The sequence below is a fragment of the Pedococcus sp. P2_E5 genome, from assembly GCF_056403895.1.
Genome location: NZ_JBFUEP010000016.1, coordinates 16,591 through 29,655, shown reverse-complemented (window position 1 = coordinate 29,655; position 13,065 = coordinate 16,591). Strand labels below are relative to the sequence as shown.

At 69.5% G+C, this 13,065-nt stretch carries 12 protein-coding genes; 2 read left to right on the top strand and 10 right to left on the bottom strand.

The features are described from left to right. Window positions 1-293: 293 nt before the first annotated feature. Entirely contained in the window at window positions 294-956 is a 663-nt protein-coding gene (locus AC1DVZ_RS07210; RefSeq protein ID WP_477617502.1) for a response regulator, read from the bottom strand. Beyond that, entirely contained in the window at window positions 953-2,101 is a 1,149-nt protein-coding gene (locus tag AC1DVZ_RS07205; RefSeq protein ID WP_477617501.1) for a sensor histidine kinase, read from the bottom strand. The genes AC1DVZ_RS07210 and AC1DVZ_RS07205 overlap by 4 nt, the downstream gene beginning before the upstream one ends. Before the next feature lie 237 nt (window positions 2,102-2,338). Here AC1DVZ_RS07205 and AC1DVZ_RS07200 point away from each other — a divergent pair, with 237 nt between their 5' ends. After that, window positions 2,339-2,845, top strand: coding sequence for a hypothetical protein (locus AC1DVZ_RS07200; RefSeq protein WP_477617500.1), 507 nt, complete (start codon window positions 2,339-2,341; stop codon window positions 2,843-2,845). A 310-nt stretch (window positions 2,846-3,155) separates the two neighbouring features. Beyond that, entirely contained in the window at window positions 3,156-4,910 is a 1,755-nt protein-coding gene (locus AC1DVZ_RS07195; protein WP_477617499.1) for a hypothetical protein, read from the top strand. An 82-nt stretch (window positions 4,911-4,992) separates the two neighbouring features. On the opposite strand, the gene AC1DVZ_RS07190 is transcribed toward AC1DVZ_RS07195, so the two are convergent. From AC1DVZ_RS07190 to AC1DVZ_RS07155, 8 genes are all read right to left on the bottom strand, one after another. Then, window positions 4,993-5,820 carry an alpha/beta fold hydrolase gene (locus AC1DVZ_RS07190; protein ID WP_477617498.1) on the bottom strand — a complete coding sequence of 276 codons (828 nt, stop codon included), beginning with the start codon at window positions 5,818-5,820 and terminating at the stop codon, window positions 4,993-4,995. Between the two features lie 546 nt (window positions 5,821-6,366). Then, the gene (locus tag AC1DVZ_RS07185) at window positions 6,367-6,879 is read right to left on the bottom strand and encodes a gamma carbonic anhydrase family protein (protein WP_477617497.1); all 513 of its coding nucleotides are present in this window, start codon (window positions 6,877-6,879) and stop codon (window positions 6,367-6,369) included. A gap of 13 nt (window positions 6,880-6,892) precedes the next feature. Then, window positions 6,893-7,519 (bottom strand): LutC/YkgG family protein, encoded by a 627-nt coding sequence (locus AC1DVZ_RS07180; protein ID WP_477617496.1) that lies wholly within the window; start codon window positions 7,517-7,519, stop codon window positions 6,893-6,895. Beyond that, a complete protein-coding gene (locus AC1DVZ_RS07175; RefSeq protein ID WP_477617495.1) occupies window positions 7,519-8,970 on the bottom strand; it encodes a LutB/LldF family L-lactate oxidation iron-sulfur protein in 1,452 nt (483 codons plus the stop codon). The genes AC1DVZ_RS07180 and AC1DVZ_RS07175 overlap by 1 nt, the downstream gene beginning before the upstream one ends. A 14-nt stretch (window positions 8,971-8,984) precedes the next feature. Next, window positions 8,985-9,749, bottom strand: coding sequence for a (Fe-S)-binding protein (locus tag AC1DVZ_RS07170; RefSeq protein WP_477617494.1), 765 nt, complete (start codon window positions 9,747-9,749; stop codon window positions 8,985-8,987). Continuing rightward, window positions 9,746-10,867, bottom strand: a complete 1,122-nt coding sequence (locus AC1DVZ_RS07165) for a ring-opening amidohydrolase (RefSeq protein WP_477617493.1) — start codon at window positions 10,865-10,867, stop codon at window positions 9,746-9,748. Before AC1DVZ_RS07165 ends, AC1DVZ_RS07170 begins: the two co-directional genes overlap by 4 nt. Continuing rightward, window positions 10,857-12,356, bottom strand: coding sequence for an amidase (locus tag AC1DVZ_RS07160; RefSeq protein ID WP_477617492.1), 1,500 nt, complete (start codon window positions 12,354-12,356; stop codon window positions 10,857-10,859). Before AC1DVZ_RS07160 ends, AC1DVZ_RS07165 begins: the two co-directional genes overlap by 11 nt. Next, complete coding sequence (locus AC1DVZ_RS07155; RefSeq protein ID WP_477617491.1) at window positions 12,353-13,051, bottom strand: GntR family transcriptional regulator; 699 nt, start codon at window positions 13,049-13,051, stop codon at window positions 12,353-12,355. The genes AC1DVZ_RS07160 and AC1DVZ_RS07155 overlap by 4 nt, the downstream gene beginning before the upstream one ends. Window positions 13,052-13,065 lie beyond the last annotated feature (14 nt).

Genomic DNA, 13,065 nt, shown 5'->3' with positions numbered 1-13,065 from the left:
TTTCCGCCCCGAGGGGCGATCGGGCCGGCTGCGGCTTCGCGGACTCCAACGTCTCCGACGTCGGTGTCCCACTTGTGCGTTCGTCCATGCCGACGACGCTAGGGCGCGTCGGCCTCAGAGTCGTCACCCCCAGTTCCGACTCCTGTCATCCAGGGGTCCCGTTCACGATCAGACCTCGGTCTGAGCCGGTTCACCGTGACGACTGACGTGCCGAGTGCGAAAGCGCCGTCGGAACGGGGGCGATGGCTGCGGGACGCATGTCGTGAGCGACATCCGGCCCACGAGGCGACGCCTCAGTCGTTGCTTCCCGGCTCCACCAGACCGGTCTCGTACGCCATGACCACCGCCTGTGCCCGATCCCGCAGCGCCAGCTTGCTGAACAGGTGGGACACGTGCGTCTTGATCGTCGCCTCGCTGAGGAACAGCTCGGCCGCGACCTCGGCGTTGGAGCGGCCCCGCCCGATGAGTCGCAGCACGTCCATCTCGCGCTCGGTGAGCGCCTCGAGCGCCGGTGGGCGCGAGGAACCGGGACGGAGCCGCCGCACGTACTGCTCCACCAGCCGGCGCGTGATCGCGGGCGACAGCAGCGTCTCCCCGCCGGCCACCGTGCGCACGCCCTCGACGAGCTGCTCGGGGCGAACGTCCTTGAGCAGGAAGCCACTCGCCCCGGCCCGCAACGCGTCGTAGACGTACTCGTCGAGGTCGAACGTGGTCAGCACGAGGACCCGCGGCCCGTCGCCGGCCACGAGCAGGCGGCGAGTTGCCTCGACCCCGTCCATACCCGGCATGCGCACGTCCATGAGCACGACGTCGGGAGCCAGGTCGCGCACCTTGGTGAGGGCTTCCCGGCCGTCCACCGCCTCGCCGACCACTTCGATGTCGTCCTGGGACTGCAGGATCAGGCGGAAGCCGCCGCGCACCAGGGCCTGGTCGTCGACGATCAACACCCGGATCACGGCGCGACCCGTTCGACCGGCAGCCGGGCCCGCACCGTGAGACCCCCGTCGTGCGCAGGGGTCACGTCGAGGGATCCGCCATACAGGGCAACTCGTTCGCGCATCCCCGCCAGCCCGTGGCCGTCGCCGATCCCGCCAGCAGACTGCCCACGGCCGTCGTCGTGCACCTCCAGCCGCAGCTCGTCGGCGCCGTACCCGACGACGACCCGGGCATGGGTCGCGTGCGCGTGCCTCAGCGCGTTGGTGAGCGACTCCTGCACGATGCGGTATGCCGTGAGCCCGAGCCCGGGTGACAGCGGGCGGGGCGTCCCGGTCACCTCCAGGGTCGCGGGCAGCCCCGCCTCACCGACCGTCTTGAGGAGGGTGGGGAGATCGTCCAGGCCGGGTTGGGGCACGAACCCCATTCCCTCGTCGCCGGCCCGCAGCACCCCGAGCATGCGGCGCAGCTCCCCGAGCGCTTGCCGACCAGTCTCCTCGATGGCCAGCAGCGGGGCAGTGGCCTGTTCGGGGTGGCCGTTGAGCAGCATCCTTGCCGCACCGGCCTGGACGGTCATCACGCTGACGCTGTGCGCGACGACGTCGTGCAGCTCGCGGGCGAGCTGGGCTCGCTGGGCGGCCAACGCGGCCGTGGCTTCGAGGCGTTGGCGCTGCATCGTGGCCGCGAGCTGCTCGGCCGCATCGGCCCGCAGCCCGCGTCGGCGCAGGACCACGGCGGCGATCCACGTTGCAAGGCCGACCTCCGCGACGCTCAGGGAGTCGGTTGCCACGACCCGCACGTCCTCCAAGGTCACCAGGACGATGCCGGCCTCCGCGGCGAGCAGGCCCAGCCCGGCCCGCCTGGCCGGGTTCTCGGCACCGAAGACCCAGAACGTGAGCAGGTAGGCGATCACACCCAAGTACTCCCTCGAGCCCCCCGGGGCGTCGACGAAGGACGATCCGACCTGGACGGCCACCGCGAACAGTGGGGCGGCGAAGGGCCACCGGTGCCGGGCGAGCAGCGGGAGCGTGTAGAGGGGCACAGCGCCGACGAGCAGCCACACCGGTCCGGGGAGTCGGCGCAACAAGATCTCCGCGATGGCAGCGGTCCCGACGGTCACGACCAGGCCGTCGAGGACCGCTCCGCGCCAGGGCACGATGCTCCTCACACCGTCACCGTAGGTCGGTTCACCGCTGATGTGGTCGGCCCCAGGGACGAGTTCCCTCCACCCCTGGAGGGAGCGCGGGTCGTGGCGCGGGTTGGGTGTCTGCGTTGCGGCCGCAACACCTGGCGGATGGGGCCGGCTCCCTGGGCCGATCCGCTGGTCCTGGGCGGTTCCTAGCGTTGGTGGCGACTCGAGTCCAGGTCTGCCAAGAGGGCAGCGCGGGTCGCCTGGAGGCGCATCATGAGATCCACACTTTCCATCGCCTCGGTGCTCGCAGGCGCCGGGTTGGTCTTCATCGGCGGCTCGGCCATGGCTGCCGGGCCGCCGCAGGAGAACGGCACCATCCACCTCAGCAACGAGGTTTCCACGGCCGTGGACTTCCACCCCTGCACCGGGCAGGCGGCGCAGGTCACGACCGCCGAATCTGGGGTCATCCACCTACTGGTGCAGCCCGACGGAAACGTGCACTACACCGGCACGCTCCACGCCCAGTGGAGCGCCGACGCCCTGCCCACCGACGGGGTCGCGGATGCCGCGGGCACCTACGTCGTCTGGTTCGGCGGCAACGGGCTCCTCCTCGAGAACGACACCGCAGTCGGCAGGGCGGAGGTCGGCTACACAGTGAACGGTAAGGGCACCAACGCCGACGGCAGCAGGTTCAGCTGGCACCAGAACGCGCATGGCGTGTTCGACCCGACCGGGACGCCGCGTCTCTCGGTGTTCAACGAGAACACGCGCTGCGACTGAACCTACGGGACCTGGCTCGCCGCACGGGGCACCCGACCCGGTCGGGTGCCCCGTTCGTCACGCTCACGTCGGCGGCCGGCGCTCACCCTGGAGCCGGACCGAAGGCCTCCCGATCCGCCTTCCGTCGACTGACGGTCCTCACGAGGGGATGCCGGGTGACGCCTGACCGGTGCACGGGCTCAGCGATGGATGAGCCCTTCTCGAGATCGGTGAGCGGGCATCTGGGCCATAGCTACGCAGTTTGCTAGAGGTGCGGGTCATCTCTCTGCGGGAGGATGCGCTGGTCAGGCTGGATCGGGAGGGATCGTCGATGAACGCCGCTCCGAACTTCGTCCGTCGGCCGTTATGGCTGTTTGTCCCCGCCGCGCTCGTCGCGGCCCTGGTATTGCCCGGCGCGACGACACAGGCCGCCTCGGCGGGGGCGCCCGAGAAGCTGAAGCCGAAATTCACGAACGCCGCGGCGTTCGACGTGTCGCCGTCACTGCGTGAACTGGCCAAGGCCGCCACGCAAGGGACAGCGCGGCCCGACGTGGTGGGCCGAGACCCGAACCTGAAGTCGGCTGTCACCCGTGGCAGCGCGGCAGACGGGGCGCTGCAGTCCGACACCTCGCCCAGCGCCCTCGCCATCCCCGGCACCCAGGCCAACTTCGAGGGTCTGAGCAACCAGGACAACTTCAACGTCCTGGGCGGCCGGGTCAACCCACCCGATCCCAACGGTGAGGTCGGCCCGAACCACTACGTGGAGGTCGTCAACCTCGTCTTCGCGGTCTACTCCAAGAACGGCACGCGGTTGCTGGGGCCTGTGGAGACCGGCACGTTGTGGAACAACTTCCCGATCGACGAGTGCACCGAGCCATCCGGCGACCCCGTGGTCATGTACGACCAGGTGGCCGACCGCTGGATCCTGACCCAGTTCACCACACGCGGGATCGACTACCCGGACGAACCGCTCAACCAGTTCTACAACTGCGTTGCCGTCTCGACGAGCCCTGACCCGACCGGCTCGTACTACCGCTACGCGTTCACGACCGGGTTCAACTTCCCCGACTACCCCAAGTACGGCGTCTGGAAGGACTCGTACCTCATCACCACCCGCGAGTTCGGCATTCTCGACCCGAGCATCTACGGCATCGGCGTCTACGGGCTCGAGCGCAACAAGATGATCTTGGGCGATCCGGGCGCGCGTGCGGTGAGCTTCCTGATGACCGACAGCGCGGTACCGCTCAACCTGATAGGCGACGGGCTGCTGCCGCCGGACGTGGACGGAAAGACCAAGCCCAGGAACGACGCCCCAGCGCCGATCGTGGGAACCCAGGACGACAACGCTCCCTATGGAGCGACCTTCGACGCGCTCAACATCTGGGAGTTCGACGTCAAGTGGCGATCGACCCCGACTGCGTCGATCGTCCTCAAGACGCAGCTGCCGGTCGCCTCGTTCGACTCGGACTTCCCGTGTGTCGGTGGCTTCGGCTCCAGGGACTGCCTCCCCCAGCCGGGCATCACCAACCCGGCGCAGTACCTCGACATCCTGTCCTACCGACAGCGGCCCGCCTTCCGGCTGGCCTACCGCAACCTCGGCACCTCCGAGTCCCTGCTGACGAACCAGTCGGTCGAGGCCCTGCCGGGTGTTGCCGGCGTGCGCTGGTATGAGATTCGGCGCACCAACGGCGTCTACAGCGTGCGCCAGCAGGGCACCTACGCGCCCGCCGACGGCGTCCACCGGTGGATGGGAAGCATCGCCGCCGACAAGTTCGGCAACGTCGGGCTCGGCTACAGCGTGGTCAACGGCACCGACGTCTTCCCGGGTATCCGCTACACCGGGCGGATGGCGGGCGACCCGCTCGGCCAGATGCCACTGGGCGAAGGCACCATCGTCAACGGGACCGCGGCCCAGACCACAGCCAACTCGCGCTGGGGCGACTACACCGCCCTGACCGTGGACCCTGTCGACGACTGCACGTTCTGGTACGTCAACGAGTACTACACAGTGGCCAGCGCCGCCTCCGCGCCCAACGGAAACGGGTGGACGACCAGGATCGCCAGCTTCAGGCTGCCCGGCTGCTGACACCCCCCGCACCCGGGCGCCCCTGTCGGCAACTCCCGGTGTGGGCATGGGCGACGCCGAGCCTGCTCGGCGTCGCTGGTCCTCAGGCCGATGGGTCCGATGGGCTGGCGAGGGCCGCAAGGCAGGCGCCGATCTCGTCGGCCACACGGTCGGGGACCTCCCAGTAGAAGGCATGGCCCGCCCYGGGATATACCCGGAGTCGGGCGTTGGGGATTGCAGCCGTCAGCGCCTCCTGATCACCCCGGGGAATGATTCGGTCCTGATCGCCCCAGACAACCAGCGTCGGGGCCTTGACGTTGCCCAGCTCCTGGAACGAGTCGTCGTCCAAAAGGCCTTTGAACGTCGCCTTCCACACCCGCGCCGGGGCCTTGAGATTCTCCTGCACGATGGTTTCGAAGAACCAGGCAGGGACCGGCTGGGCAATGCAGCTCTGGGCGAACCCACGCACGAAGTCGGGATCGATCGGATCCGTCAGCGTGGACAACGTGGAGTCCCACAGCTCGAGAAGTTCCGGCTTACCCCGCAGCGTGGCTGGCGAACCCAAGAGAACGAGCCCACGAGTTCGCTCGGGGTAGTCAATCGCAAATCGGCGGCCGATGAGTCCGCCGCTGGAACCTCCCGCGAGGACGGCTGCCTCGACGTGGACGGCATCCATGAATGCCAGCAGGTCCGCGGCGAAATCCTCTGGCCGATAGCCGGTCGCGGGGCGGGTCGCGTCGCCGTGGCCGCGCTGCGTCGGGACGAAGGCGTGGATGGAGTCGGGCAGGTCAGGCAGGACGCGCTCGAAGCTGTGCCACGAGTCTGCGATCGCGTGCAAGAACACCAGAGGCGCACCCGTCGGGTCCCCCTGTTCCACATACGGAAGCGTCACCTCGTTGGGAAGCTCAACAGTCTTGAGGACAAAGGTCATGACGACCACCTCCACGTGACCACGCACATCGCCAGTTCACGATCCCACGCCTCTGGACCTCCGTGACCAATCCTGCGACCAGAGCACGGCCACGGACGCTGATGAACGTCCGTCCACGGCTACTCACATCCGCGGTCGTTGTCACTCACTCAGTCACTCATCGGTCGGCGACCACGACGTATGGGATCCATCAAGGAACCCGCGTCACAGCGCCGCGAGTGCGGGTCGTGTCAAGGATGCGGGCCATGTGGACGAGCACGGCACAGCTTTTCGAGCCCTATACCTGCGCGCGTCTGACGACGTCGTTCCCCAGTCAACCGCATTGGTCCAGCCAACTGGCCCCCAGGCCCTGAGGCTGACGACCTGCACGGGGTGAAGGCGGGACCGAACCAGCCCCGACATGTCCCAAGGCTACGCGTGCCCAGTGGCGCCGACGTCCTCTTGCGGTCCACAGCCGTGGCCCCACGGCCTACGAGATCGGTCCTGAGGAGGGCGCCGAGAGCGACTGGTGGCTGGACGGTTGAAGCCCGCAGTGCACTGCTCCGACTAGGAGGTGGCAGTCGTGTACTCGGCGACTCGTTCAACGTACAGGCGGGCGTTGGCGCGAATCTGTTCACGCTCTCCCTCCGTGGTCTGTCGACGGACCTTGCCGGGCAGTCCCAACACCATGGAATTCGGCGGGATCTGAGTTCCCTCCGGGATCATCGCACCAGCGCCGATGATCGAGCCCGAGCCGATGCTCGCGCCGTTGAGGACGATCGCGCCCATGCCGATCAGCACATCGTCGTCGACGGTGCAGCCGTGCAGCACCGCGTTGTGGCCGACAGTGACGCCGGCGCCGAGCCGCAGGCGAACTCCTCGGTCCGCGTGCAGGACACAACCGTCCTGGACGTTGCTGCCGCGGCCAATGGTGATCGTGTCACCATCGGCGCGGATCACCGCGGAGAACCACAGGCTGCTGCCCTCCTCCATCACAACCGCGCCGATCGCGGTGGCATTGGCGGCGATCCACGCGGTCTCGTGGATCAATGGCGTCCGGTCCTGGAGGGGGATCAGCATGGGTCGTCCTTCGTCATGGCTGGGGGTCGGTCTCCACGAGCACGACGCACAACGTGCGCGGCCCGTGCACGCCCTCGACCCGGTCGAGCTCGATGTCGCTCGTGGCCGAGGGTCCGCTGATGAACGTGATCGGTCGCTCCCCCGCCAACCGCGAGAGCATCTCGGGCACCGACGACACGACCTGGTCAGCCCGCACGATGCAGACGTGCAGATCGGGGATCAGCGTGATCGCGCGGCGGCCTTGGTCGGGAGACGCGTCGAGGGCGATGGTGCCCGTCTCGGCGCACGCCACCGTGGAGGCGGTGAGCACCGCGGCATACGCGTCGAGCTCCTGGGCCCCGAGGCCCTCGTGGTCGGGCTCGGCAACCGGGCACCACTCCGACGGCACTCCCGGTGCGCGCAGCACCGGCGAGGCCGCGGCCAACAGCCCCTGCACCGCAGAGGCGAGGCCGTCCGGTCGGCACCTCACGACCGTGGCGCGGTAGTCGACCAGCCGCTCCTCGAGGAGGTCGAGCAAGGCCGACGGCTCACCGGCAGCGGCCGTCACCGGTCCCTGACGATAGGCGCGCTCCACCGGACGGACCTCGATGCCGGCGTTGGCCTCCTTGATGCGCTGGAGGATGTCTTCGCGGGCGCCCATCACCGGTCCCTCGTCCTTTCCCACCACTCGCGGAAGGTCTCCGGCGGGGGCGCGGGCGCATCCCTGCTGGTGGTCCAGGCCGAGAGCGGGAACGGCAGGGACCGGAAGCCTCCACTTCGAGCGAACGGACGCGCCATACGGGATGCGGTCTCGGCCATGCGGAAACGACGCGGGCTCTGCATCACCCAGCCCACCAGGGACAGTGCCGCCGCCTCGGGCGTCGGCAGGCGGTGCGCCTTGGCCTGCTCCTCCGTGTGGCGCTCTCGCAGGTGAACGAGCAGGGACGGGATGTCGATCCGCACCGGGCAGGCGTCGAAGCAGGCGCCACACAGGGTTGACGCGAACGGCAGGGACGAGTTGTCCTCGATCCCCGTGAGCTGCGGGGTGAGCACCGCACCGATCGGGCCCGGGTAGACCGACCCGTAGGCGTGGCCGCCGGTGCGCTCGTAGACGGGGCACACGTTCATGCACGCACTGCACTTGATGCAGTGCAGCACCTCACGGCCGACGTGGTCCCCGAGCGTCGCGGTTCGTCCGTTGTCGAGCAGCACGAGGTGGAACGCCTGCGGCCCGTCACCGGGCGTTACCCCGGTCCACGCCGAGGTGTACGGGTTCATTCGCTCCCCCGTGGACGACCGGGGCAGCAGCTGGAGGAAGACCTCGAGGTCCTGCCACGTGGGCACGACCTTCTCGATCCCCATCACGGTGATCAGGGTCTCCGGCAGGGTCAGGCACATCCGGCCGTTCCCCTCGGACTCGACCACGAGCAGGGTGCCGGAGTCGGCGACGGCGAAGTTGGCGCCGCTGACGGCGACCTTGGCAGTGAGGAACTTCTGCCTCAGGTGGGCGCGCGCGGCCATGGCCAGCTGGCGCGGGTCGTCGGTCAGGTCGGCCGGTACGCCGGGCATCTCCCGCAGGAAGATCTCGCGCACCTCGGCGCGGTTGCGGTGGATGGCGGGCACGAGGATGTGGGAAGGCTTGTCGTGGCCGAGCTGGACGATGAGCTCGGCGAGGTCGGTCTCCGTGGCGGTGATGCCCTGCGCCTCGAGGGCCTCGTTGAGCCCGATCTCCTGGGTGACCATGGACTTGACCTTGACCACCTCGCGCTCCCCCGTCGCCAGGATGAGCTCGGAGATGATCGCGTTGGCCTCATTGGCATCCCGGGCCCAGTGGACCGTTCCGCCGCGGCGCGTCACCGCCTCCTCGAGGGTGCGCAGGTGCTCGTCGAGGTTGGCCATGGTGGCTGCCTTGATCTGCTCGCCCGCGCGGCGCAGCTCCTCCCAGTCGGGCACCTCGTCGACCACCGCGGCGCGCTTCTCCCGGATGGTGCGCGTCGCCCGTCCGATGTTGGCCCGCAGCTGGGTGTCGCCCAGTGCGGCCTTGGCGGCCTTCGGAAAGGACTCGTCACCACGCAGGCCGCCCACCCCACGAGGGGCGTGTATGGCGGGCATGCCGAGGAAGGTGCTCACCGCGCCACCGCGGAGGACCCGGTCGACGCCGACGTCTCCGTCGACGCCAAGATCTCGGCGAGGTGGACCGTGCTCGTGCCGACGCGCAGTCGCGACAGGCCACCACCGATGTGCATGAGGCAGGACGAGTCACCGGCAGTCACGCTCTCGGCCCTCGTCGCCATGACGTTCTTCATCTTGTCGGCGAGCATCGCGGTGGACGTGTCGGAGTTCTTGACGGCGAAGGTGCCACCGAACCCGCAGCACTGGTCGGCGTCCGGGAGCTCCACCAGGTCAAGGCCCCTGACCGCACGCAGCAGCCGCAACGGCTTGTCGTCGACCCGCAGCATCCGCAGCGAGTGGCACGTCGGGTGGTACGTGACGCGGTGCGGGTAGTGGGCACCGACGTCCTCGACGCCGAGGACGTCGACGAGGAACTCCGTGAGCTCGTAGGTGTGGCTCGCGACTCGCTCCGCTCGGACAGCCAGTGCCTCGTCGCCCGCCTTGCGAGCGAGCATGGCGTGCTGGTGGCGCACCGCACCCACGCAGGACCCCGAGGGGGCGACGATCGCGTCATACTCCTCGAACGTCTCGACGTGGTGGCGGACGAGGGGCACCGCCTTGCGTCCATAGCCCGTGTTGGTGTGCATCTGGCCGCAGCAGGTCTGGGCCTTCGGGAAGACGACCTCGTGACCGAGCCGCTCGAGCACGGTGACCGTCGCTCGGCCCACCTCAGGGAAGAGTCCGTCGGCCAGACAGGTCACGAAGAGCGCGACCTTCACGACGTCGCCCTGACGATGACTGCCAGGGGGTTGCCGTCGGGCGGGCCCTGGTGGGAGTTCTGCTCTCCCCCGCTGACGAAGACCTCGGTGCGGCCGGTCGTCGACGCGAGCAGGAAGCCGCCCATCGCCTTGGCGACGTGGTAGCCCACCTGGTCCTCGAGCAGCGTGATGCGGCGCCCGTCCAGCTCGCTGGTGCCCGGCATGATCATCTTGGCCAGGGCGTACACGAGGCTCTCGGACGCCTTGCGGGTGTCACCGTCCTCGACTTGAACCCCTGCCGACTCCAACGCCCCGGCGACGGCCGACCCGTCGATGATGCTGAGCATCGACTGGTGTCCGATCCGCATGCTGCTCGACGACGTCGTCGTGTTGCCGAGGAGGAGCACCTCGGCGTGAGTCTTCTCGCCACCGGAGGACGTGAGGGCGACGTCGGAGAAGACCGAGTAGTCGCGACGGACCATGTCGTCGTGGACGTCCGGGTCCTCGGCTTCGCCCAGGGCAAGGGCCACACCCAGCGCGGAGGCGTCGTTCGAGTAGCAGATGGCACCCTCGGGACCGATCGAGACATCGTGGGTCACCGTGTCGTGGCCACGCTGCTTGGCCTCCGCGATGCTCTCGGGGCTGAGGGACGGCGCCTTGACGAGGACAGCATGGACGTCAGCCGGGTCCTCGATCCCGGCGTCGGCCAATGCCTGCTCGACGGCGGCACGCACCTTGGTGATCTGGCCCATCCTGCCGATCTCCTCCGGGAGGATCTCGGCGGAGTGCGCCAGCCCCGCCACGAGTCGCGGCTCACCGACGGCCGCCTCCGCCGGGTCGTCCGTGCGCGCGAAGACGGCGATGTGGGGGGTGATGACGCCCGGACTGCCACCCGACAGCACGATGCAGAGCTTGTCGGCGACGTCGGCGGCGGTGGTGCCGAGCCGTGCGGCCAGCAGCTCCTTGATGGCCCGGTCGGYGGCCTCGCGGCCGGTGTCCTTGCCGAGGCCGGTGCCCTCGGACTTCCCGACCAGCGCGATGACGCTCTCGGGCGAGACCGTGCCCTCGTCGAAGAGGCGTGCGAGCTCCGAGACGTCACCAGGGCTGCGCATCTGGCAGACGTGGACGTCAACGCGCATGGAGCACCTGTCCGGAGCCGCCGCGACCGGAGTCGCCGTGCGCGGAGTCGACGCGACCGGAGTCGCCGTGCGCGGAGTCGACGCGACCGGAGTCGCCGTGCGCGGAGTCGACGCGACCGGAGTCATGGCTCACGCGGGGAAGGAGCTGACCGAGGCGCTCGCACACCGCCAGCGCGATGTCCTCGCGGAACGCGGGCGCCACGACCTGCACGGAGATCGGCGACCCCAGACGGGAGGTGGCGACCGGCACCGAGACCGCCGGCACGCCGAAGAGGCTGATGGCTCGGCTGGGCGCGAGGAGGTGGAAGTCGGCGACCCGACCCGTCAGGTCGTGGGGCGCCTCGGTGCTGACCGGCAGCAGGAGGGCGCGCTCACCGGTGAGCCACTGGCCCAGTCCCTCGATGAGAGCGTCGCGCTCGTCCCACAGGTCCGTGAGCTCGGAGTCCGTGAGGCTCACTCGGGCCCGCAGCATCCCCTTGATGGGATCACCGATCAGGTCGGGGTCGGCGTCAAACAGGTGCTGGACGGCGATCATGGGCTCGGCCGACCGGAGCCGGTCGTAGACGGCCCGCCCGCGGTCGACCTCGGACGGCACTCCCCTTGTCACTCGCACGCCCGAGGCGGCGAGGCTCTCGGCGGCCGAGGCCACCGCGTCGGCGACCTCCGCGTCGACCTCGACGTCGCCAACCGTAGGGGCCCAGGCCAGTTCGAGGTCGTCGACGCGCACGTCGCGGTAGTCGTGGAGGGGCTCGTCCGCGACGAGCGCGTCCCGCCCGTCGGGGCCGGAGATGACCTGTAGGACTGTGAACACGTCGTGGACCGTGCGGCCGATGGGGCCGACGACCTGCACCGTGTCTTGGAAGGAACGGACGGACTCGTTCAAGGGGGTCGCAGGCTGCTCCCCGCTGCGCGAGACCCTGCCCACGGTGGGTCGCAGGCCGATCAGCCCGGCGCACTGGGCCGGCCAGCGCAGTGACCCGCCGTAGTCGCTGCCCAGCCCGACCATGGACATCCCCGAGGCGACGGCAGCCGCCTCGCCACCGCTCGACCCGCCTGCAGTCCAGGGCCCCAACGGGTTCCGCGTCGGACCGAACAGGTCGTTGTCGGTGTCGACGCCGAGGGCGAACTCCGGACAGTTGGTCTTGCCCACCAGCACTGCGCCGGCGGCCCGCATCCGTGCGACCGCGGTCGCATCCTCACCGGTCAGGTTGCCTTCGAGGGCACGAGACCCGCAGGTCGTGGGCAGGTCGACGGTGGCGAGCATGTCCTTGGCAGTGAAGGGAATTCCGGCGAGGACGCCACCCGAGCGCGAAGACGGCAGCGCAGCGGCCTCCGCTAGTGCCGCCTCCGCGCGGTCGGCGACGACCGCGTTGAGACGGGGGTTCTCCAGGGCGATCCGCGCCACCGCGGCGCGAACCAGCGTGGTCGGTTCCACCGACCCGGCGCGGACCTCGTCCGCAGAGCTGACGATCGAGGTGGCAGAGCTCACGTGGCCGGCCCGATCAGCTCGTCGAGGTTGTCGAGGATCGACCGGTTGCCATGGTTGGCGATCTCGTGCAGGACTGCTGCCTTGTCCCCACGTTCGATGCTCTCCAGCAGCCGCGCGTGGCGCGGGTGCACGTCGCCCCGGTCGCCATAGAGGCGCTCACGGAACTTGAGGTTGTAGGCCATGCAGAGCTCCAGCTGGAGACGAAGCCCCTCGTATGCCGCGATGAGGCGCCCGTGGCCGGGCAGCGAGACCAGCCCCATGTGGAACCGGCTGTTCGCGGCGAGGACCGCGTTGTCGTCGCCGCTGTCGGCGGCGGCCTTCATGTCGGCGAGGGCCGCGCGCATGGGCTCCAGGCGGGCGGGGTCCGGGACGGGGACGCCGAGCTCGATGGCGAGCCGCTCGAGGGCGAAGCGCAGCGAGTAGATCTCGCGGACGTCCTCGGCCGTGATCGGCGTGACGATGTAGCCACGCCGGGGCAGGCTCTGCACCAGCCCGTCGCGCTGCAGGATGCGCAAGGCCTCACGCAGCGGCGGCCGGCTCACCCCGAACATCTCGGTCAGCCGCTCCTCGACCAGGCGGTCGCCGGGGCGCACGTCTCCCGAGACGATCAGCGCACGCAGGCGCTGGACGACGGCCTCGACCATCGACGGGATCTCGACCTTGCCCTGCTCCGTACGGAACGCCTCAGCAGCCATCATCGTGTCCTCCC